The organism is Streptomyces sp. NPDC001315 (genome assembly GCF_042896175.1).
GTDB lineage: Bacteria > Actinomycetota > Actinomycetes > Streptomycetales > Streptomycetaceae > Streptomyces.
Window position 1 is genome coordinate 323,564 of sequence record NZ_JBIAWZ010000008.1, and the last position, 21,745, is coordinate 345,308.

General features: G+C 71.2%; 20 protein-coding genes and 1 riboswitch. Of the genes, 9 read left to right on the forward strand and 11 right to left on the reverse strand.

The features are described 5' to 3' along the window. Positions 1–69: 69 nt before the first annotated feature. On the forward strand, positions 70–1,713 hold the full coding sequence (locus tag ACFY16_RS24060; RefSeq protein ID WP_355509473.1) for a DNA repair helicase XPB: 1,644 nt from the start codon (positions 70–72) through the stop codon (positions 1,711–1,713). Here the strand turns inward: ACFY16_RS24060 and ACFY16_RS24065 are convergent. Beyond that, positions 1,671–2,858 (reverse strand): glycosyltransferase 87 family protein, encoded by a 1,188-nt coding sequence (locus ACFY16_RS24065; protein ID WP_390649218.1) that lies wholly within the window; start codon positions 2,856–2,858, stop codon positions 1,671–1,673. The two genes, ACFY16_RS24060 and ACFY16_RS24065, sit on opposite strands and share 43 nt — an antisense overlap. A 17-nt stretch (positions 2,859–2,875) precedes the next feature. Further along, entirely contained in the window at positions 2,876–3,055 is a 180-nt protein-coding gene (locus tag ACFY16_RS24070) for a hypothetical protein (RefSeq protein ID WP_390649219.1), read from the reverse strand. A 341-nt stretch (positions 3,056–3,396) separates the two neighbouring features. On the opposite strand from ACFY16_RS24070, the gene ACFY16_RS24075 reads away from it, so the two are divergent. Beyond that, entirely contained in the window at positions 3,397–5,442 is a 2,046-nt protein-coding gene (locus tag ACFY16_RS24075) for a HelD family protein (protein ID WP_390649220.1), read from the forward strand. Positions 5,443–5,604: 162 nt separating this feature from the next. Here the strand turns inward: ACFY16_RS24075 and ACFY16_RS24080 are convergent, their stop codons facing one another. After that, a complete protein-coding gene (locus tag ACFY16_RS24080) occupies positions 5,605–6,297 on the reverse strand; it encodes a copper homeostasis protein CutC (RefSeq protein WP_390649221.1) in 693 nt (230 codons plus the stop codon). A 135-nt stretch (positions 6,298–6,432) separates the two neighbouring features. On the opposite strand from ACFY16_RS24080, the gene ACFY16_RS24085 reads away from it, so the two are divergent. After that, positions 6,433–7,086 carry a hypothetical protein gene (locus tag ACFY16_RS24085; RefSeq protein WP_390649222.1) on the forward strand — a complete coding sequence of 218 codons (654 nt, stop codon included), beginning with the start codon at positions 6,433–6,435 and terminating at the stop codon, positions 7,084–7,086. 28 nt (positions 7,087–7,114) lie between these two features. Further along, the gene (locus tag ACFY16_RS24090) at positions 7,115–8,200 is read left to right on the forward strand and encodes a GNAT family N-acetyltransferase (RefSeq protein WP_390649223.1); all 1,086 of its coding nucleotides are present in this window, start codon (positions 7,115–7,117) and stop codon (positions 8,198–8,200) included. Here the strand turns inward: ACFY16_RS24090 and ACFY16_RS24095 are convergent. After that, positions 8,182–8,460: a DUF4031 domain-containing protein gene (locus tag ACFY16_RS24095; RefSeq protein WP_390649224.1), complete on the reverse strand. Its 279-nt coding sequence runs from the start codon at positions 8,458–8,460 to the stop codon at positions 8,182–8,184. The genes ACFY16_RS24090 and ACFY16_RS24095 overlap by 19 nt on opposite strands. Then, positions 8,457–8,840, reverse strand: a complete 384-nt coding sequence (locus ACFY16_RS24100) for a hypothetical protein (RefSeq protein ID WP_390649225.1) — start codon at positions 8,838–8,840, stop codon at positions 8,457–8,459. The genes ACFY16_RS24095 and ACFY16_RS24100 overlap by 4 nt, the downstream gene beginning before the upstream one ends. 55 nt (positions 8,841–8,895) lie before the next feature. Between ACFY16_RS24100 and ACFY16_RS24105 the strand changes: the two genes are divergently transcribed. The 3 genes from ACFY16_RS24105 (at position 8,896) to ACFY16_RS24115 (ending at position 11,540) form a co-directional block, all read left to right on the forward strand. Further along, entirely contained in the window at positions 8,896–9,807 is a 912-nt protein-coding gene (locus tag ACFY16_RS24105) for a MurR/RpiR family transcriptional regulator (protein WP_390649226.1), read from the forward strand. Between the two features lie 47 nt (positions 9,808–9,854). After that, positions 9,855–10,796, forward strand: coding sequence for an N-acetylmuramic acid 6-phosphate etherase (gene murQ, locus ACFY16_RS24110; RefSeq protein ID WP_390649227.1), 942 nt, complete (start codon positions 9,855–9,857; stop codon positions 10,794–10,796). A gap of 174 nt (positions 10,797–10,970) precedes the next feature. Further along, positions 10,971–11,540: a hypothetical protein gene (locus ACFY16_RS24115; RefSeq protein ID WP_390649228.1), complete on the forward strand. Its 570-nt coding sequence runs from the start codon at positions 10,971–10,973 to the stop codon at positions 11,538–11,540. An 88-nt stretch (positions 11,541–11,628) separates the two neighbouring features. Here the strand turns inward: ACFY16_RS24115 and ACFY16_RS24120 are convergent, their stop codons facing one another. The 6 genes from ACFY16_RS24120 to thrC all read right to left on the reverse strand — a co-directional run bounded on the left by ACFY16_RS24120 (position 11,629) and on the right by thrC (position 18,913). Beyond that, the gene (locus ACFY16_RS24120) at positions 11,629–13,125 is read right to left on the reverse strand and encodes an MFS transporter (protein WP_390649229.1); all 1,497 of its coding nucleotides are present in this window, start codon (positions 13,123–13,125) and stop codon (positions 11,629–11,631) included. Between the two features lie 171 nt (positions 13,126–13,296). Next, positions 13,297–14,424: an NADH:flavin oxidoreductase gene (locus ACFY16_RS24125; RefSeq protein WP_390649230.1), complete on the reverse strand. Its 1,128-nt coding sequence runs from the start codon at positions 14,422–14,424 to the stop codon at positions 13,297–13,299. Positions 14,425–14,719: 295 nt separating this feature from the next. After that, positions 14,720–16,342 carry a chaperonin GroEL gene (gene groL / locus ACFY16_RS24130; protein WP_351145113.1) on the reverse strand — a complete coding sequence of 541 codons (1,623 nt, stop codon included), beginning with the start codon at positions 16,340–16,342 and terminating at the stop codon, positions 14,720–14,722. Positions 16,343–16,714: 372 nt separating this feature from the next. Then, positions 16,715–16,921 carry a cold-shock protein gene (locus ACFY16_RS24135; RefSeq protein WP_007493268.1) on the reverse strand — a complete coding sequence of 69 codons (207 nt, stop codon included), beginning with the start codon at positions 16,919–16,921 and terminating at the stop codon, positions 16,715–16,717. Between the two features lie 433 nt (positions 16,922–17,354). Beyond that, positions 17,355–17,630 (reverse strand): MoaD/ThiS family protein, encoded by a 276-nt coding sequence (locus ACFY16_RS24140; protein WP_390649231.1) that lies wholly within the window; start codon positions 17,628–17,630, stop codon positions 17,355–17,357. Then, positions 17,627–18,913, reverse strand: coding sequence for a threonine synthase (gene thrC / locus ACFY16_RS24145; protein WP_390649232.1), 1,287 nt, complete (start codon positions 18,911–18,913; stop codon positions 17,627–17,629). Before thrC ends, ACFY16_RS24140 begins: the two co-directional genes overlap by 4 nt. Before the next feature lie 17 nt (positions 18,914–18,930). Further along, positions 18,931–19,071, reverse strand: a riboswitch (SAM riboswitch). A 179-nt stretch (positions 19,072–19,250) separates the two neighbouring features. Here thrC and ACFY16_RS24150 point away from each other — a divergent pair. Together ACFY16_RS24150 and ACFY16_RS24155 are read left to right on the forward strand one after the other, a co-directional pair. Further along, positions 19,251–20,249 carry a glucosyl-3-phosphoglycerate synthase gene (locus ACFY16_RS24150; RefSeq protein WP_390649233.1) on the forward strand — a complete coding sequence of 333 codons (999 nt, stop codon included), beginning with the start codon at positions 19,251–19,253 and terminating at the stop codon, positions 20,247–20,249. 107 nt (positions 20,250–20,356) lie between these two features. Beyond that, positions 20,357–21,742 (forward strand): trehalose-6-phosphate synthase, encoded by a 1,386-nt coding sequence (locus ACFY16_RS24155; RefSeq protein WP_390649234.1) that lies wholly within the window; start codon positions 20,357–20,359, stop codon positions 21,740–21,742. Positions 21,743–21,745: the final 3 nt, after the last annotated feature.

A 21,745-nucleotide genomic window follows, 5' to 3' on the forward strand; every position in this document is an offset into this window, starting at 1 on the left:
CCACTCCAACCGCCAGTAGGGCACACTGGACGTTTGGCCATGCCTCGCCATACAGAAAGGCAGCCCCGAGTGAACGGTCCGCTGATCGTCCAGTCCGACAAGACCCTGCTCCTCGAAGTCGACCACGAGCAGGCCGACGACTGCCGCCGGGCCATCGCTCCGTTCGCCGAGCTGGAACGAGCTCCGGAGCACATCCACACCTACCGGGTGACACCGCTCGGCCTGTGGAACGCGCGGGCGGCCGGTCATGACGCCGAGCAGGTCGTGGACGCGCTCGTGCAGTACAGCCGCTACCCCGTGCCGCACGCGCTGCTCGTCGACATCGCGGAGACGATGGACCGGTACGGCAGGCTGACACTCTCCAAGCACCCGGCGCACGGGCTCGTCCTGACGACCACCGACCGGCCCGTGCTGGAGGAGGTCCTCCGCTCCAAGCGGATAGCGCCCCTCGTCGGCAACCGCATCGACCCCGACACCGTCGTCGTGCACCCGTCCGAGCGCGGGCAGATCAAGCAGACGCTGCTGAAGCTGGGCTGGCCGGCCGAGGACCTCGCCGGGTACGTCGACGGCGAGGCGCACCCGATCGAGCTGGCCGAGGACGGATGGGCGCTGCGGCCGTACCAGAAGCAGGCCGTGGAGAACTTCTGGCACGGCGGGAGCGGCGTCGTGGTGCTGCCCTGCGGGGCCGGGAAGACGCTGGTCGGGGCCGGATCGATGGCCCAGGCCAAGTCGACCACCCTCATTCTGGTCACCAACACCGTCTCCGCCCGGCAGTGGAAGCACGAGCTGGTGAAGCGGACCTCGCTGACCGAGGACGAGATCGGCGAGTACAGCGGGACGAAGAAGGAGATCCGGCCCGTCACCATCGCCACGTACCAGGTGCTCACCACCCGGCGGAAGGGCGTCTACCAGCACCTGGAGCTGTTCGACTCGCGGGACTGGGGGCTGATCGTCTACGACGAGGTGCACCTGCTGCCCGCGCCCGTCTTCAAGTTCACCGCCGACCTCCAGGCCCGGCGGCGGCTGGGCCTCACCGCGACCCTCGTCCGGGAGGACGGCCGCGAGTCGGACGTCTTCTCGCTCATCGGGCCCAAGCGGTTCGACGCGCCGTGGAAGGAGATCGAGGCGCAGGGCTACATCGCGCCCGCGGACTGTGTCGAGGTCCGGGTGAACCTCACCGACTCCGAGCGGCTGGCGTACGCGACCGCCGAGACGGAGGAGAAGTACCGCTTCTGCGCGACGACCGCGACGAAGCGGAAGGTGACGGAGGCGATCGTGCGGCGCTTCGCGGGGCAGCAGATCCTCGTCATCGGCCAGTACATCGACCAGCTCGACGAACTGGGCGAGCACCTGAACGCGCCCGTGATCAAGGGCGAGACGTCGAACGCCCAGCGCGAGAAGCTGTTCGACGCCTTCCGGGAGGGCGAGATCAGCGTGCTGGTGGTGTCGAAGGTGGCCAACTTCTCGATCGACCTGCCGGAGGCGACGGTCGCCGTCCAGGTGTCGGGGACGTTCGGGTCGAGGCAGGAGGAGGCGCAGCGCCTGGGACGCGTCCTGCGGCCGAAGGCCGACGGCCACAAGGCCCACTTCTACTCGGTCGTCGCCCGCGACACGATCGACCAGGACTTCGCGGCGCACCGGCAGCGGTTCCTGGCGGAGCAGGGGTACGCCTACCGGATCGTGGACGCGGACGAGCTGCTGGCGGAGGGCTGAGCGGCACGCGGTACGCGGTGTCCCGCGGTCGGCTGCCGTCGCCCGAAGAGCGCCGAGCCCACCAGCAGCGTGCAGCCCAGCAGCGGGTACGGCGCCGCCAACGGCTGCTGCCACCAGGGCAGCCGGAGGTCGAGGTCGCCCTCGTGCGGCAGCAGCCACATCGTGCGGGCGGTGCACAGCAGGGCGGTCAGGGCCGCCGTACGGAAGCGGCCCTCCGCCAGCAGTACGGCGATCAGCGGGACGCACCACACCCAGTGGTGGGACCAGCTGACCGGCGACACGAGCAGAGCGGTGAACGCGGTCAGCAGGACACCGTGCGGCTCCTCGGCGGCGCGCACGGCGAGCCAGAGGCCGACGGCGGCGACGGCGAGCGCCGGGAGCGCCCAGGCGGCGCCGGGTGCCGGATCGCCGAGGGCACGGGCGGCCAGGCCCTTCAGGGACTGGTTGTCGACGATCCACGCCTTGCCGACGCGGTCGGTCTCGTAGAGGCGGCGGGTCCAGAAGTCGGCACTGGCGGCGGGCAGGGCGAGGGCGCCGAGCAGGAGGGTGCCGGCGAAGGCGGTCGTCGCGGTCGCCGCCTCCCGGTGTCTGCCGCGCAGCAGCAGGTACGCGACGAAGAGCGCCGGGGTGAGTTTGATCCCGGCCGCGATCCCGAGGGCGATGCCCTTGCCCCGCGTGCCCGGCGGGCGGGTGAGATCCCACAGCACCAGGCAGGTGACGGCGAGGTTGATCTGGCCGAACAGCAGGGTCTGGAAGACCGGCTCCAGCCAGAGGGCCAGGGCCGTGGCGGTGCACAGCGCCGGCAGCCGGAGCGGGCGGCCCGCGAGGCGGGCGGAGAGGCGGACCAGGCAGGCCAGCAGCAGCGCGTTGCCCGCGAGGAACGCCGCCTTCAGGGCGGGGACGGGGAGCCAGGCCGCCGGGGTGAACAGCAGGGCCGCGAAGGGCGGGTAGGTGGCCGGGAGGTGCCACTGGGTGACGGTGAAGCCGTAGAGGTCGCCGCCGTGGAGGACGGCCTCGCCCTCGGCCCGGTAGACCAGCGCGTCGGCCATCGGCGCGCGCCGCGCGACACACAGGGCCGCGAAGGCGGTGAGGGAGACCGCCAGGAGGAGAAAGGGCGCTGTCGCGGAGAGTGATCGGCGGGTCACGGAGTGACCCTAGGGGGTTACTTGCGGCGGACGCCCGCCTCCTCGCCGTACTCCCCCAGGATGATCACGTCGAAGGCTGCACGCGCGAACACCTTCAGGGCGCGCAGGGCGTCGCCGAGGCGGTGGGGGTGGCTTCCGGTGAGCGGGGTGGCGCCGGAGGGGCGGAACTGGTGTGGGTGGATGGTTGCTGCGCTCATGTCTCCATGGTGGCTTTCCCGGCGCAAAAGTGGCATAGGTCCAGAGGCCGAATCCGTGCCGCCCTCGTGTCCACCCACGGACCGACCCGCTCCCCCTACGGCAGGGGGGCGTCCCCTAGGGGGAGGAGGACAGCCCATGGACAGCCGATGACCGGCCGATGACCCGCCGAAAGAAATCCGTTGGCCTCCGCCGCCCCCGCTCACCTACAATCTCCGCTCTTGCCCGCCTCCCTCACGGAGTGCAGCCGACCGGACGGAAACCGGGCGGCACCCCCGCGGCCGCCCGCACACCGCGCCGCACCAGCAGCCGACCCCGCAGCAGGTTCCCCGGAGGCACCCCCTTGTCCACTCCGCCCGCCGACGACCCCCTCTCCCGCGAGCGCTCCCACCTCACCTCGTCCCGTGCGGCGCTGCGCGCGATGCGCGAGGACGTCGAGGCGCTCGACATCAGCAACGTCACCGCGAACTGGGTGAACGCCGAGGTCCTCGCCCGCCAGATCGACGAGCGCATCAAGGCGCTGGCCGACCTCAGCGACACCCCGCTGTTCTTCGGCCGCCTCGACTACCTGCACGCCCCCGGCGCCGACCAGGCGGAGGGAGCGGAGGGCGAGCGCTTCTACATCGGGCGCCGGCATGTGCACGACGGCGACGGCGACCCGATGGTGATCGACTGGCGTGCGCCGGTCTCGCAGCCGTTCTACCGGGCGTCGAAGAAGGACCCGATGGACGTCGGGCTGCGCCGCCGCTTCGGGTACACGGGCGGCGACCTCACGGCGTACGAGGACGAGCACCTCTCCGACCCGGCCGAGGCGGCGCGCACCAGCAAGCTGCTCCAGCAGGAGATCGAGCGGCCGCGCGTCGGCCCGATGCGGGACATCGTGGCCACCATCCAGCCGGAGCAGGACGAGATCGTACGAAGCGGGCTGGGCGGAACGGTCTGTGTGCAGGGGGGTCCCGGGACCGGGAAGACGGCCGTCGGCCTGCACCGCGTCGCCTACCTCCTGTACGCCCACCGCGAGCGGCTCGCCCGCACCGGCACCCTGGTCATCGGGCCGAACCGGTCCTTCCTGCACTACATCGAGCAGGTGCTGCCCGCCCTGGGCGAGCTGACGGTCCGGCAGGCCACGGTCGACGACCTGGTGGCCCATGTGGAGGTCCGGGGCGCGGACGACGCGGCGGCCGCGGTCGTCAAGGGCGACGCCCGGATGGCGGCGGTGCTCAAGCGGGCCGTGTACGCCCACGTCACCCTGCCCACCGAGCCCGTCGTGGTCGTGCGCGGGTCCCGGCGCTGGCGCGTCCCCGCGTACGAACTGGAGGACATCGTCCGTGAGTTGCTGGACCGCGACATGCGCTACGGCGCCGCCCGGGAGGCCCTGCCGCAGCGTGTCGCGCATGCCGTGCTGGTGCAGATGGAGCGGTCGGGCGAGGCGCCGGACGACCGGGTGCAGGACGCGGTGGCCCGCAACAGCGCGGTGAAGGCGGCCGTGAAGGAGATCTGGCCGCCCGTCGACCCGGCGAAGCTCGTGCTGCGCCTGCTGACGGACGCGGACTTCCTCGCCGTGCACGCGGAGGGGATCCTCACCGAGGAGGAGCAGAAGACGATCCTGTGGGCGAAGCCCGTACGGAGCGTCAGGGCGGCCAAGTGGTCGCCGGCCGACACCGTGCTGATCGACGAGACCACCGACCTGGTCCAGCGCACCCACTCCCTCGGGCATGTGGTGCTGGACGAGGCGCAGGACCTCTCGCCCATGCAGTACCGGGCCGTCGGCCGCCGCTGCACCACCGGTTCCGCGACCGTGCTCGGCGACCTGGCGCAGGGCACCACGCCCTGGGCGACGCGGAGCTGGGACGAGGCGCTGGCCCACCTGGGGAAGTCCGACGGGGTGATCGAGGAGCTGACGGCCGGTTTCCGCGTACCGACGGACGTCATCACGTACGCCTCCCGGCTGCTGCCCCACATCGCGCCGGGCCTGACCCCGGTGGCGTCGGTGCGTGAGAACCCGGGCTTCTTCGACCTCCGCCCGACCGCCGGCACCGCCGAAGTGGTCGCCGCCTGCGAGGAGTTGCTGCGCAACGAGGGCTCGACCGGCCTGATCGCGGCCGACGCCCGTATCCCGGCGCTCACCGAGGCGCTCGCGGCGGCCGGCATCGCCCACCTGGCCCCCGGCGAGGAGACGACCCGGGAGACCCGCCTGACGCTGGTCCCGGCCTCGCTCGCCAAGGGCCTGGAGTACGACTACGTCGTCCTGGACGAGCCGCAGGCCGTGGTGGACGGCGAACCGGACGAGCGCACCGGCCTGCGCCGCCTTTACGTTGCGCTGACCCGAGCGGTGTCGGGCCTGATCGTGACGCACTCGGCTCCACTGCCGCCGCAACTGGCCCGGTAAGGGGGGACCCCCGTCGACCGCCGGGGGACTCCGCGCCCAACGCAGGTGGCGCTCCCCGTCGAACGGCGGGAGACTCCGGGCCGAACACCGGCGGCACTCCCCGTCAACCGCCAGAGGACCCCGCGCCCAACGCCGGCGGCGCTCCCCGTCGAACGCCGGGGCTCATTCCCCGTCGATCGCCCGCCGCCACTCCGCGACCGCGGCGGTCGACACCGGTCCCGTCCAGCCGTCCGGCCGTGCCGCTCCGCCGATGTGGAAGCCGTCGAGGCCGGCGGCCAGCAGCGACGGAACATGATCGAGCCGTAGTCCACCGCCTACCAGGAGCCGCTGCTCGTAGCCGGGCTCCCCGCGTCGCGCCGCCTCGGCGAGCAGCGTGGGGAGGCCGTCGTCGACGCCGGTCGCGGAGCCCGCGGTGAGGTAGGTGTCCAGCCCGGGCAGGCCGTCGAGCTGCTTGCGCAGGGCGTTCCGGTCGGCGGCGCGGTCGATGGCCCGGTGGAAGGTCCAGGGGGCGCCCTCCAGTTCGGCGACGATCCGCTCGACCGCGGCCAGGTCGACGCCGCCGTGCCCGTCGAGGAAGCCGAGCACGAACTCGGTGGCACCGGCCGCCCGCAGCTCGCGGGCGGCGCGCACCAGCCGCTCGACCTCCCCGGCCGCGAACCCGTCCGTGAGCCGCAGCATCACGCGCAGGTCGATGTCGACGGCGGCCCGGATCGCGGTGAAGGTCCCGGTCGGCGGGGTGAGCCCGTCGGCGGCGATGTCGGTGACCACCTCGAGGCGGTCCGCGCCTCCGGCCTGGGCGGCGACCGCGTCCCCGGCGTCGAGGGCGATCACCTCCAGGACTGCACGCGTGCTCATAGGACCCCTTCCCTTGGTTTCCCTGGTTCCCCTGGAGCGACTACAGGTCTAGTCCAATCTCAGGGTACGCCTCCGGGGCCGGGGGCGTGGGCCCCACGCCAGGAGCGAGCGCGCCGCCGGCGGCAGAATGAGGGCATGGCCGATCACGTCGATCTCGACGCCCTGCGTTCCCGCTGGCACGACACCCTGCTCGCCGCGCGGGAGGGCACCCTCGGGCCCGACCCGCACCGCTACGCCGACGACCTGTTGCGCCGCTGGTCGGAGCCGCAGCGCCGCTACCACACGGTCACGCACCTGGCCGCGGTCCTGGACCACGTCGACGTACTGGAGAAGTACGCGGACGACCCCCTCGCGGTGCGGCTGGCGGCGTGGTTCCACGACGCGGTCTACCTGCCGGAGCGGTCGACGAACGAGGAGCGCTCCGCGCACCTCGCCGAACGCGCGCTCCCCGAGGCCGGGGTCTCCGAGGAGCGGACGGCCGAGGTGGCCCGTCTGGTCCGCCTCACCGTCGGCCACGACCCGGCCGACGACGACCGCAACGGCCAGGTCCTGTGCGACGCCGACCTCGCGGTCCTCGCCGGGCCGCCCTCCGCGTACGCCACGTACACGGCCGCCGTCCGCCAGGAGTACCACTTCGTCCCCGACGAGGCGTTCCGCGAGGGACGTTCGGCGATCCTGCGCCAACTCCTCGACCTGCCCAGACTGTTCCGCACCCCGCACGGAGCCGCCGAGTGGGAGGCGACGGCCCGCTACAACCTCCGCTCCGAGCTGGAAATGCTGTCGACCTGAGAACATCCGCCCCCTTAGGCTGCCGCGCATGCGTGAAATGGGTGGGGACCAGGTGGAAGAGGCCGTCGCGGGCTGTGTCGCGGCACTGCGGCCGGCGGTGGACGCGGACTGGGCCGGGGTGAAGGCCGGCCGGCTGGAGTGGAACTGCCGGGAGACGGCCGCGCACATCGCGAGCGATCTCATCGCGTACGCGGGGCAGTTGGCGGGACGGGCGCAGCAGGCGTACGTGCCCTTCGAGATCACTCTCGACGGCACCGACGACGGCCTCGACCCGGCCGACAACCCCGGCATCCTCGAGGTCATCGAGACGACCGGCGCGCTGCTCGCCGCAGCCGTCCGCACCGCCCCGCGCGAGGTCCGCGCCTTCCACCCGTACCCGTTCCGCAGCGCGAACCGCGAGGGCTTCGCCGCGATGGGCATCGCCGAGGTGCTGCTGCACACCCACGACATCACCGAGGGCCTCGGGCTCGCCTACGAGCCGTCCGCGGAGCTGGCCGACGGCGTCCTCACCCGGATCTTCCCGCACGTCCAGCCGGGCCCGACCCCGTGGTCCACCCTCCTGTGGGCCACCGGCCGCGGCGACCTGCCCGGCCGCGCCCCCGTCACCGGCTGGCGCTGGAACAACAACCTCGTCATCCCCGCCGGACGCCTCACCCTCCAGGGCATCAGCCCCGCCGCCGCCCGCGATCTGCGGCTGGGCGGCGACGGCGGGTTCGCGTGGATCGACGGCGGCCCGTTCGAGGGCACGCGGGAGGCCGCCGGGATGCTGGTGAAGGCGTACGAGGCCGGAGTGCACCGGCCCGAGTGGGGCGTGTTCGCCCTCGTCCGCACCGAGGACGGCCGCGCGGTCGGCGGCATGGGTTTCCACGGCGCCCCCGACGACGACGGCCGGGTGGAGATCGGCTACGACCTCGTCGAGGCCGCCCGCGGCCAGGGGTACGCGACCGAGGCGCTGGGCGCACTGTCGGAATGGGCGCTGGCCCGCGACGAGGTACGGTCCCTGTTCGCGACCGTCGAACGGGACAACGTCCGGTCGCAGGCCGTGGTGTCCAGGGCCGGGTTCACCCGGGTCAGCGCGGACGGCAAGGAGTTCGCCTACGAACTGCGGGGCTGAGCGCGGCTCTTCCGCCTGCGCAGCCCCGACGCGTGCAGCAGCCGCACCACCTCGCGGCTGCCGACCTCCACGGCTCCGGCGCGGACCGCGTCCGGGTACCGGTGCGACGGGATGTCGTAGTGATCGCGCTCGAAGGCCCGCGGGGGCACCCCCAACGCATGGGCGAACAGGTGCAGTTCCTCGTACGAGACGTCGCTCACGAGGTGCGACCACATCCGTCCGTGCCCCGGCCAGGTCGGCGGGTCGATGTACACCGTCACGACGACGGCGTCCCGCCCGTGGCCGAGCCCAACGTCCCCACCGGCGCGACCTTCACGCCCGCCTGGTGGCACACCCAGTGCGGGTCGGGTCCCAGTTCCGGCTCGACGTCGAGAGCGTGCGGGTCGCCGGAGCCGCAGACCGGGCACAGCGGCCAGCGGCCGTAGCGCTCCAACAGCGCGTCCTGTACGTCCTGTGCGACCAGCCCGGCCAGGTAGTTCACGCCGTCCGGCCACTGCTCCACCCACCAGCGCCGCTGCGCCACGGACTCCTCGACCAGCGAGACGACGTCCGCCTCCGCCACCTGGCCCGCGACCAGATCGGCGAGCACGAGGGCGCGCGCAGCGTGCAGCGCCTGTTCCAGGGGGCTGATGGGGTCCATGCACCCATTGTGCGCACTCTTGACCCCGACACCGAGCCGAAAATATCTTTCATGAGTGACCCAGGATGTGAAGGAAATTTTCGGAACCCCAGGCGGCACCCCGCCGGCGCCAGCCGCCCTCGCGGCCAAGGTCCGCACGCTCGCCCCGTCGATGACCCGCTCCATGCAGCGCGTCGCCGAGGCCGTCGCGGGCGACCCGGCCGGCTGCGCGGCCCTCACGGTCACCGGCCTCGCCGAACTCACCGGCACCAGCGAGGCGACTGTCGTCCGCACCGCCCGCCTGCTCGGCTACCCCGGCTACCGCGACCTGCGCCTCGCCCTCGCCGGGCTTGCCGCGCAGCAGCAGTCGGGGCGGGCGCCGGCGATCACCACCGACATCGCGGTGGACGACCCGATCGCCGACGTCGTGACGAAACTCGCCTACGACGAGCAGCAGACCCTCGCCGACACCGCGGCCGGGCTCGACACCGTCCAGCTCGGCGCGGCGGTCACCGCGGCGGCCGCCGCCCGCCGTATCGACGTGTACGGCATCGGGGCGTCCGGCCTGGTCGCCCAGGACCTCACCCAGAAGCTGCTGCGCATAGGGCTGATAGCCCACGGGCACAGCGACCCGCACCTCGCCGTCACCAACGCCGTGCAGCTGCGCGCGGGGGACTTGGCGATCGCCATCACGCACTCCGGGTCCACGGGGGACGTCATAGAGCCGTTGCGGGTCGCGTTCGAGCGCGGGGCGACGACGGTGGCGATCACGGGGCGCCCGAACAGCGCGGTCACCCAGTACGCCGATCATGTGCTGACGACGTCCACGTCCCGGGAGAGCGAGCTGCGGCCGGCCGCGATGTCCTCCCGGACCAGTCAACTGCTCGTGGTGGACTGCCTGTTCGTGGGGGTGGCGCAGCGGACGTACGACACGGCCGGGCCGGCGCTGGCCGCGTCCTACGAGGCGTTGGCGCACCGGCACCGGTAGACCGTAGGACTGATCGTCGACCGCAGGACACCGAAAGAGCCGCAGCCATGACCCCCACGCACGACCACCACGACCGCGGTCTCCTCACCGAGTTGGAGACCCTCACCACCGAGGCCTTCCGCCCCGAACTCGCCGACATCGACCGGCTCCCCACCCTCGACATCGCCCGGCTCATGAACGGCGAGGACACCTCCGTGCCCGCCGCGGTCGCGGAGCGCCTGCCGGAGATCGCCGCCGCGATCGACTCCGTGGCCGAGCGGATGGCGCGGGGCGGCCGGCTGGTCTACGCCGGGGCGGGGACGGCGGGGCGGCTCGGGGTGCTGGACGCCTCCGAGTGCCCGCCCACCTTCAACACCCGGCCCGGGCAGGTCGTCGGCCTGATCGCGGGCGGCCCTGAGGCCATGGTCACCTCGGTCGAGGGCGCGGAGGACTCCAAGGAGCTGGCGCGGGCCGACCTGGACGCCCTCGCCCTGACCGTCGACGACACGGTGGTCGGCGTCTCGGCCTCCGGGCGCACCCCGTACGCGATCGGCGCGGTGGAGCACGCCCGGGCGCGCGGCGCGCTGACCATCGGGCTGGCCTGCAACGCGGACAGCGCGCTGGCCGCCGCGGCCGAGCACGGCATCGAGATCGTCGTCGGGCCCGAGCTGCTCACCGGTTCCACCCGGCTGAAGGCGGGCACGGCGCAGAAGCTGGTGCTCAACATGGTCTCGACGATCACGATGATCCGGCTGGGCAAGACGTACGGGAACCTGATGGTCGACGTACGCGCCTCGAACGAGAAGCTGCGCGCCCGCTCCCGCCGTATCGTCGCCCTCGCCACCGGCGCGGGCGCCAAGGAGATCGAGGAGGCGCTGGCGGCCACCGACGGCGAGGTGAAGCACGCGATCCTGAGCATCCTGGCCGGGGTGGACGGGCCGACGGCCGCCCGCCTTCTGGAGGAGTCCGACGGTCATCTGCGTGCCGCGCTGGCGGCGGCCGGGGCCTGAGCCGCACGCTCGGCGGGTGCGCACTGATCCCGCCTCCACCGCCGCCGCGATCCTCCCCCTGGTCGGCGGCCCCGCCAGAGCCCCACGGCCTCCTCGCAGCGCCTTGCGAGGTCGCGCGGCGCCCTACGCTGGACAGCTGCCGGTCGGTCCAAGCCCCGAAGGAGCAGGTCCCCCATGAACCACGCCCAGCTCACCGCCCTCGGCCGTGCCCTCCGCCTCCTCGGCGAGCACGGCGAGGCCCTCACCGCCGACACGCCCGACGCCCGGCTGCACGAGGTCAGGGCGGATCTGCGGCGTGCCCTGGACCTGACGGAGGAGAGCGTCAGCACGGCCGCGCCCACCACCCGGTGCGCCGAGCACCCGAACGGGCCGGTCGACTCCTCCGCCCCCGACCTGTGCCTGCTGTGCGAGACGCGGCGCCGGACCGCCCGCCGCTCCGAGTTCAACGGTCCCGCCCCGGACCCGCAGCCCACCGCCACCGCCCCCTCCCGCTACGGCGTACGCGCCGACCGGCCGCAGCCCCAGCAGCGCTGGCTGCCGGAGCTGTGGAACGGGCAGGAGTGGCAGCTGTGCGGCACCCCGCGCCGGGACCGCCGGGAGGCCGAGCTGTTCATCGCCGCCCAGCGGCGCGGGTCCCGGCCCGCGATGGCGTACCGGCTGGTGCACGAGTTCACCGACTACGAGGTGCTGCGCGTATGGGGTACGCCGGTGAAGGTCGACATCGAACCGCTCGGGAACCTGTGATCCGGTCGGAGGCCGGCGGCAGCTGCCGGACGGCCGCCACCCCGCGGTGCGGGGCGACGGCCGTCTCGGGCTCCTCGGTCGGACTGTCCTACGCCTTGGCTCCGGAAACCTCGTCGGCCCCGGACCGCGTGCCCGGCTCGCCGGCCGCGGGGGCGGCCTGGGCGGCGGCCCGGCTCCGGCCCGGGAGGAAGGCGGCGAGGACGAACGCCAGGACGGCGGCGCCGGCACCGATGGCCATGACGACCTTGAAGGCGTTCTCGGACGGCAGGGCGTAGCCGCCGAGGTTCATGGTCATCTGCGCCAGGACCACACCGGCGACGGCGCTGGCGACCGACGTACCGATGGACCGCATCAGCGTGTTGAGGCTGTTGGCCGCGGCCGTCTCGGACGGGTCCACCGCGCCCATGATCAGCGCGGGCATCGCACCGTAGGCGAAACCGACACCGGCGCCGATGATGCAGGAGACCAGGACCAGGTGCCAGACCTCGGACATCAGCACGATGTTCAGGCCGTAGCCGGCGGCGACGATCACGGCGCCGATCATCAGGGTGACCTTCGGGCCCTTGGCCTTGGTGATGGCCGCGGACACCGGGGCGAAGGCCATCATGACCAGGCCCTGCGGGGCCATGACCAGGCCGACGGTCAGCATCGACCTGCCCAGGCCGTAGCCGGTCTGCGTGGGCAGCTGAAGCAGCTGCGGCAGGACCAGCGACATCGCGAACATCGAGAAGCCGAAGGCGACCGAGGCGAGGTTGGTGAAGAGGACCTGGCGGCGGGCGGTGGTACGCAGGTCGACCAGCGGCGTCGAGGTGCGCAGTTCGAAGAAGCCCCACGCGAGAAGCACCACGACCGCGACGGCGAACAGGCCGAGCGTGGTGCCGCTGCCCCAGCCCCAGTCGGCACCCTTGGAGACGGCGAGCAGCAGGGAGACCAGGCCGACCGCCATGCCGATCGAGCCGACGAAGTCGAAGCGGCCGCCGGTACGCACCTTGGACTCGGGCACCAGCTTCAGGACCAGCGCGAAGGCGACGACGCCGAGGGTGGCGGAGGTCCAGAACAGGATGTGCCAGTCGAAGTTGTCGGCGATGAAGGCGGCGGCGGGCAGGCCGAGGGCGCCGCCGACGCCGAGCGAGGCGCTCATCAGGGCGGTGGAGCCGGCGAGCTTCTCCGCGGGCAGCTCGTCGCGCATGATGCTGATGCCCAGCGGGACGGTGGCGGCGGCCAGGCCCTGCAGCGCGCGGCCGACGATCATCGGGACCAGGGAGTCGCTGAGCGCGCACACCACCGAACCGCTGATCAGCAGCACGATGCTGACCAGCAGCAGCTTGCGCTTGCCGAACATGTCACCGAGACGGCCGGCGACGGGCGTGACGACGGCACCGGCCAGCAGCGTGGCGGTGACCGCCCAGGCGGTGTTGGACGCGGAGGCGTGCAGGTACTTCGGCAGTTCCGGGACGATCGGGATGACCAGGGTCTGCATCAGCGAGACGACGATTCCGGCGAAGGCCAGGACCGCCACCACTGCGTTCGACCTCGGCGGGGCGGTTCCTCCGGCCGCTGCGGGCCGGACAGGAGCGTCGGACATGAGAGGGCCTCCGTGGATGTACGGGTTGAACTGATGTGCTTGCCTCAAGCAACGATAAGTGAATTGATTGACTTAAGCAAGGGAAAAGAGGAAGCCCCAGGTCAGGCCAGTTTCAATACGAACGGCCCGCGGCCAGGGTGTGACCGCGGGCCGGTGATTCCGGCTGGCGCCTCAGCTGAGGGTCTTGAGCGCCGCCGCGTCGTACGGCTTCAGCTCGTCGAAGCGACCGGCGAGCACCTTGGCCGCCCACTCCGGGTCCTGGAGCAGGGCGCGCCCGACGGCGACCATGTCGTACTCGTCCCGCTCCAGGGATTCGAGGAGATCGTCGATCCCCTTGACCGGCGACCCCTCCCCCATGAAGCCCTTGATGAAGTCGCCGTCGAGGCCGACCGAACCGACGGTGATGACCGGCTTGCCGGTGAGCTTCTTGGTCCAGCCGGCCAGGTTGAGGTCGGAGCCCTCGAACTCAGGGAGCCAGTAGCGGCGGGTGGAGGCGTGGAAGACGTCGACGCCGGCGGCGGCCAGCGGGGTCAGGACGGCCTCCAGCTCCTCCGGGGTCTCGGCGAGCCGGGCGCGGTAGGCCTCCTGCTTCCACTGCGAGTAGCGGAAGACGATCGGGAAGTCGGCGGACACGGTCTCGCGGACGGCCGCGATGATCTCCGCCGCGAACTTGGTGCGGGCCACCGGGTCACCGCCGTACGCGTCCGTACGACGATTCGTCCCCGCCCACAGGAACTGGTCGAGCAGATAGCCGTGGGCGCCGTGCAGCTCGACCCCGTCGAAGCCGATGCGCTCGGCGGCGGCCGCGGCCTCGACGAAGGCGCCGATCACGTCGTCCAGGTCACGCTGGTCCATGGCCTTGCCGGTGGGCTCGTCGGCGCCGACCCGCAGACCGGACGGGCCGACGGCCGGGGCCTCGGCGAACGGCGGCTGTCCCTGCTCCCGCACCATGCCGATGTGCCACAGCTGCGGGACGATCGTGCCGCCGGCCGCATGCACGCCCTCGGCGACCTTCGCCCACCCGGCCAGCTGCTCCTCGCCGTGGAACCGCGGGACGCTGTCACTCTGCCCGGCCGAGTCGTGCCCGACGTACGTCCCCTCGGTGACGATCAGACCGACACCGGCGGCGGCCCGGCGGGAGTAGTACGACACGACGTCCTCACCCGGGATGCCGCCCGGCGAGAACTGACGGGTCATCGGCGCCATCACGATCCGGTTCGGAACCGTGAGCCCGTTCAGGGCGATGGGGCGGGAGAGGATCTCGGCCGCGCGGGAGGCGGGGGGCGTGTTGACGCTCACGTGGGGGGCTCCTACTGACGCTGCTTCTGCTGACCGGTTGGTATGTGCGCATGCATCGAATATGCGCAACAGCGTCAACCTCCACCCCCGTCAGCGCATTCCGGGAACCCCGGTCCTGCCGCTGTGATCCAGGACACGGGGCAGCATGTGCAGAGGTGGCAGTTTGTGCCACCCCGGAAGCGTCACCAGCGGAAGCGGAATAGGCCACCGGCTGAAACGCCCGAGGGCGGCACCCCCTGTCGGAACAGGAAGTACCGCCCTCGGTTCGCAGGACAGGCGATCAACCGGAGGTCGATCAGAAGTCCATGTCACCGCCCGGCATGCCGCCGCCGGCCGGGGCCGCGGCCTTCTCCGGCTTGTCGGCGATGACGGCCTCGGTGGTGAGGAACAGCGCGGCGATGGAGGCGGCGTTCTGCAGGGCAGAGCGGGTCACCTTCGCCGGGTCGATGATGCCCTCGGCGATCATGTCGACGTAGTCGCCGGTGGCCGCGTTCAGACCCCAGCCCACGGTCAGGTTGCGGACCTTCTCGACCACGACGCCGCCCTCGAGACCACCGTTGACGGCGATCTGCTTCAGCGGGGCCTCGAGCGCGAGCTTCACGGCGTTGGCGCCGGTCGCCTCGTCACCCGAGAGCTCGAGCTTCTCGAACACCGCGGAGGCCTGGAGCAGGGCCACGCCACCACCGGCGACGATGCCCTCCTCGACGGCCGCCTTCGCGTTGCGAACGGCGTCCTCGATGCGGTGCTTGCGCTCCTTGAGCTCGACCTCGGTGGCGGCACCGGCCTTGATGACGGCCACGCCGCCGGCCAGCTTCGCCAGGCGCTCCTGGAGCTTCTCGCGGTCGTAGTCCGAGTCCGAGTTCTCGATCTCGGCGCGGATCTGGTTGACCCGGCCCTGGACCTGGTCGGCGGAGCCGGCGCCGTCCACGATCGTGGTCTCGTCCTTGGTGATGACGACCTTGCGGGCGCGGCCCAGGAGGTCCAGGGTCGCGTTCTCCAGCTTGAGGCCGACCTCCTCGGAGATGACCTCGCCGCCCGTGAGGATGGCGATGTCGCCGAGCATGGCCTTGCGGCGGTCACCGAAGCCCGGGGCCTTGACGGCGACGGACTTGAAGGTGCCACGGATCTTGTTGACGACCAGGGTCGACAGGGCCTCGCCCTCGACGTCCTCGGCGATGATCAGCAGCGGCTTGCCCGACTGCATGACCTTCTCGAGGAGCGGCAGCAGGTCCTTGACGGAGCCGATCTTGGAGTTGGCGATCAGGATGTACGGGTCGTCGAGCGACGCCTCCATACGCTCCATGTCGGTGGCGAAGTACGCCGAGATGTAGCCCTTGTCGAAGCGCATACCCTCGGTGAGCTCCAGCTCCAGACCGAAGGTCTGGGACTCCTCGACGGTGATGACGCCTTCCTTGCCGACCTTGTCCATCGCCTCGGCGATGAGCTCGCCGATCTGGGTGTCGGCGGCGGAGATGGAGGCCGTGGAGGCGATCTGCTCCTTGGTCTCGACATCCTTGGCCTGCTCGAGCAGGGCACCGGAGACGGCCTCGACGGCCTTCTCGATACCGCGCTTGAGGGCCATCGGGTTGGCGCCGGCGGCTACGTTGCGCAGACCCTCGCGGACGAGCGCCTGGGCGAGAACGGTCGCGGTGGTCGTACCGTCACCAGCGACGTCGTCCGTCTTCTTGGCGACTTCCTTGACCAGCTCGGCGCCGATCTTCTCGTACGGGTCCTCGAGCTCGATCTCCTTGGCGATGGACACACCATCGTTGGTGATCGTGGGGGCGCCCCACTTCTTCTCGAGGACGACGTTGCGGCCCTTGGGGCCAAGGGTGACCTTGACGGCGTCGGCGAGCTGGTTCATCCCGCGCTCGAGACCGCGCCGTGCCTCCTCGTCGAACGCGATGATCTTGGCCATGTGAAGTGGTCCTCCCGGACTGGGGTGGATTGCTCCGGACCGCGCTGGCGCCCGCGACGGACGGCCTGCCTGCCCCGTGGTTCCTTGCACCACCTGGCCTGCGGGCCTCACCGACCCGGTCCTTCGTTATCACTCTCACCTTCAGAGTGCTAACGCCAATGATTAGCACTCGCCCCGTCCGAGTGCAAGGTGCGCCCGCGCAGCGGGCTCGTTGCGGGGTGGCGGTCGGGTGACGGGCGGGCGCGAACGCCCGCCGGGGATCCACGGGCCCGCGCGGCGGCGGCCGGGCAGGCCGAAGGGCTCGTACCCGGTGAGGTACGAGCCCTTCGAAGAAGAACAGAAGAACGTCGCTGCTGTTAGTCGGCGCGTGCTTCAGCCGGTCGCCAGGCGGACCATGTCCGCCTGCGGCCCCTTCTGACCCTGCGAGATCTCGAAATCGACCCGCTGGCCCTCTTCCAGGGTGCGGTACCCGTCCATCTGGATCGCGCTGTAGTGGACGAACACGTCCGCACCACCGTCGACCGCGATGAAGCCGTACCCCTTCTCCGCGTTGAACCACTTGACGGTGCCCTGAGCCATGCCTAACTCCCCTATTACTGGCCCTTGCACGGATCCACACTTCGCGGACCCGGGTCAGACCTCACCCCCCAATGGCAGCCGGGGGCGTGCGCCGGAACGCGTCGACCGCGGCTGAATGTATCTGTCCAACTGCCGTCTGCAACAGGTCAATCGGACGAGAAATCCGGGCACGACGGGTCCGGAATCTACCCACAATTCGCCTGGTTTCAGGGCAAGTTGGGCCAGGCATAAGGAGCGAAAGGCGCAAAAGGCCTGCGCACTTTGGCTACTTCTCATCGGCCGTGCGGCAGGTTGCGAGGGCCGCGAACCCTGGAATCGGGAGCGGGTTCCCCAACTGTACCGCGCTCAACCACACTGAATTGCCCCCTCCGCTTCTCTCACGGAGGGGGCAATTCGACGAACTCCCGGTAACCGCGGTTACCAATGGTAATGATCAGCCTCCGGCGACCGCCGGAATGATGGAGACACCGGCGCCGTCCGGGGTCACCGTCTCCAGGCCCTGCTCGAAGCGGACGTCGTCGTCGTTGACGTACACGTTGACGAACCGGCGCAGCTTGCCCTGGTCGTCGAGGACGCGGGCCGCGATGCCGGTGTGGTTCTTCTCCAGGTCGGAGATGACCTCGGCGAGGGTCGCGCCCTCGGCGCTCACCTCGGCCTTGCCGCCGGTGTAGGTGCGCAGGATGGTGGGGATGCGGACGTTGACGCTCATGATGCGAGGCCAGCCTCTCGGAAGGAGTCCAGGTTCGGGCGGATCGTCGCGGTCAGGCCGGTGCCGGCCACCGCGTCCAGGGTCTTCAGTCCGTCGCCGGTGTTCAGTACGACGGTCGTCTTGGTCGGGTCGAGCAGGCCGGCCTCGATGAGCTTCTTCGTCACGCCCACGGTCACCCCGCCGGCCGTCTCGGCGAAGATGCCCTCGGTCCGCGCCAACAGCTTGATCGCGTCCACGATCTGCTCGTCCGTCACATCCTCCACCGCACCGCCCGTGCGGCGCGCGATGTCCAGGACGTACGGCCCGTCGGCCGGGTTGCCGATCGCGAGGGACTTGGCGATGGTGTCCGGCTTCTGGGGACGTACGACGTCGTGGCCTGCCTTGTACGCCACGGACACCGGCGAGCAGCCTTCCGCCTGCGCACCGAAGATCTTGTACGGCTTGTCCTCGACCAGCCCGAGCTTGATCAGCTCCTGCAGGCCCTTGTCGATCTTCGTGAGCTGGGAGCCGGAGGCGATCGGGACGACCAGCTGGTCGGGCAGCTGCCAGCCGAGCTGCTCGCAGATCTCGTACGCGAGGGTCTTCGAGCCCTCCGCGTAGTACGGCCGCAGGTTGACGTTGACGAAGCCCCAGCCCTCGCCCGCCGGGTCGCCGATCAGCTCGGAGCAGAAGCGGTTCACGTCGTCGTAGTTGCCCTCGATGCCGACGAGCTCGCCGCCGTAGACGGCGGCCATGACGACCTTGCCCTGCTCCAGGTCGTGCGGGATGAACACGCAGGAGCGGAAGCCGGCCCGGGCGGCGGCGGCGCCCACGGCGCCGGCCAGGTTGCCGGTGGAGGAGCAGGAGAGGGTGGTGAACCCGAAGGCGCGGGCGGCCTCGAGGGCCTGGGCGACGACGCGGTCCTTGAAGGAGTGCGTCGGGTTGCCGGAGTCGTCCTTGACGAAGAGCTTGCCGGCGTCGACACCGAGCTCGCGCGCCAGGTTGTCGGCCTTGACGAGCTTGGTCCAGCCGGGGTTGATGTTGGGCTTGGTCGCCACGTCCGCGGGGACGGGCAGCAGTGGTGCGTAGCGCCAGATGTTCGCGGGTCCCGCCTCGATCTGCTTGCGGAGCTCCTCGGTGTCGTAGGCCGAGAAGTCGTACGCGATCTCGAGCGGGCCGAAACACTCCTCGCAGGCGAAGACCGGGCCGAGCGGCACGCGGTGACCGCACTCGCGGCAGGAAAGCGCCGCGGCGGGGCCCAGATCGACGGAGTTCGTGGTGCTTGCAACAGTCTGCACAGCCATGGAGGCGAGGCCCTTTCTCCTCATCTTCCTCACGGCGCACTTCGCCGTGAGACGGATTTGGCACCTTCCCTAGTCGGGAGCCTCGCGGTGAACGAGAACCGACTGGAGGGTTGCCGGGGCTTCATCGGGCCGTATCCCTCTGCCCCTCTGGATGAGCGGTATGTAGTTGTGAACGGCGGGCCACCCCGGACATGCGATGGTCACCCGCGTTGTTCAAGACTGTAACCGAAGGCCAGGACAGTTGAGAGAGTCGTCCGAACCGCGAGATGCCTGTGCCCATAGCCGCCACCGCTGCGGGCCCCTTTCCCGCCGCGAGAACGTAGAAGGAGCCGCCACTGTGCTGGAAGAAGTCGAGCGCTGGCTGAGCACACGCTCCTGGTCCGTGACCGATCGGCCGCTCCACCAGCTCCTTGCCGCGAAACGCGCCAGGGGCCAGTCGGTCTCCGTCGTCCTGCCCGCGCTCAACGAGGAGGAGACGGTCGGCGACATCGTCGCCGTGATCCGTCACGACCTCATGCAGCAGGTCCCGCTCGTCGACGAGATCGTCGTCGTCGACTCGGGATCCACCGACCGCACCTCCGAGGTGGCCGCCGCCGCGGGCGCCCGGGTCGTCCACCGCGACGACATCCTGCCCCGTATCCCGGCCGTGCCGGGCAAGGGCGAGGTGCTCTGGCGGTCCCTGCTGGTCACCGGCGGGGACATCGTCTGCTTCATCGACGCCGACCTGAGGGAATTCTCCTCCGACTTCGTGTCCGGAATCGTGGGCCCGCTGCTCACCGACCCGGACGTCGATCTCGTCAAGGGCATGTACGACCGCCCGCTGGGCACCGAGTCGGATTCGCTCGCCTCCGGCACTGAGTTGAATTCGCTCGCCTCCGGCAAGACCGCCGGCCAGGGCGGCCGGGTGACGGAGCTGATGGCCCGACCGCTGCTGAACATGCACTGGCCGCAGCTGGCCGGTTTCGTGCAGCCGCTCGGCGGCGAGTACGCGGCCCGCCGCTCGCTGCTGGAGCAGCTCCCCTTCCCGGTCGGATACGGGGTGGAACTGGGCATGCTGGTCGACTCGCTGCACCTGGTGGGTCTCGACGCCCTCGCCCAGGTGGACGTCGGTGTGCGCAAGCACCGGCACCAGGACGGACAGGCGCTGGGCCGGATGGCCGCCGCGATCTACCGCACCGCGCAGCTGCGGCTGGCCCGCGGGCACCTGATCCGGCCCTCCCTCACCCAGTTCGAGCGGGGCGAGGACGGCTTCGAGCCGCGCACGTACTCCGTGGACACGGAGGAGCGGCCACCGATGGCCGAAATCACCGAGTACGCGTCACGCAGGGTGGCGTAACAGATGCATGAGGTAACGGGCTCCCGGCTGTCGTATACAAATCTTTCCGGACTGTTGTGGGCCTTGCGTACGTTTGAGTGTTTCCGGGCCGGGCTAGGTTGAGGCGTATGGCTTCCACGCACGGTGCTGAGGTGCTGGTCGCGTCCAACCGCGGCCCGGTTTCGTACGAGGTGCGCGAGGACGGCTCGCTGCACGCCCGCAGGGGCGGCGGCGGGCTGGTCTCGGGCCTGTCGGCCATCGGGCCCGACGCCGGAGCACTGTGGGTGTGCTCCGCCCTGTCCGGGGGCGACCGCGAGGCGGTGCGGCGCGGAGTGGGCGAGGCGGGCGTACGGATGCTGGACATCCCTGCCGACGTGCATGCCGACGCCTACAACGGCATCGCCAACTCCGTGCTCTGGTTCGTCCACCACATGCTGTACCAGACACCGCTGGAGCCGGTCTTCGACGCGGAGTTCCGACGCCAGTGGGCGGCATACGAGACGTACAACCGCGCCTTCGCCGAGGCGCTGGCCGAGGACGCCGCTGAGGGGGCGGCGGTGCTGGTGCAGGACTACCACCTGTGCCTGGTTCCGGGACTGCTCCGCGAGCTGCGCCCCGACCTGCGCATCGGCCACTTCTCGCACACCCCGTGGGCGCCCCCGGAGTACTTCCGGATGCTGCCGGAGGACATCGCGGCGCAACTGCTGCGCGGGATGCTCGGCGCCGACCGGCTGGGGTTCCTCACCCACCGCTGGGCGGAGGCCTTCACCGCGTGTTGTACGCGGTTCGCCGACGGGCTCGGGGAGACCCGGGTCGGCGTGCACGGGCTGGGCGCGGACGCGGACTTCCTGCGCGCCCGCTCGCACCAGGCCGACGTCGGCGAGCGGATGGCGGCGCTGCGGGCGGAGATCGGTGCGGGCCGTAGGACGATCGTGCGGGTCGATCGGACCGAGCTGTCGAAGAACATCGTGCGGGGCCTGCTGGCGTACCGGCAGCTGCTCGACGACCACCCGGAGTGGCGGGAGCGGGTCGTGCACGTCGCCTTCGCCTACCCCTCCCGGCAGGACCTCGCCGTCTACCGCGACTACACCGCCGAGGTGCAGCGGCTCGCGGCCGAGATCAACTCCCAGTACCGGACGCCGGACTGGACCCCGGTCGTGCTGCACGTCAAGGACGACTTCGCGCGTTCCCTGGCGGCGTACCGCCTGGCCGACGTGGCCCTGGTGAACCCCATTCGGGACGGCATGAACCTGGTCGCGAAGGAGGTGCCGGTCGTCTCCGACGAGGGGTGCGTGCTGGTGCTGTCGCGGGAGGCGGGGGCGTACGAGGAGCTGCGCGAGGACGCGATCACCGTCAATCCGTACGACGTGGTCGGGACGGCGCGGGCGCTGCACGAGGCGCTGGTGATGCCGGTGCACGAGCGGGCGGAGCGCACGAAGCGACTCGCTGCCGCGGCTACCGCGCTTCCGCCGGCTCAGTGGTTCCTGGACCAGTTGAACGCACTGGACGGCTGAACG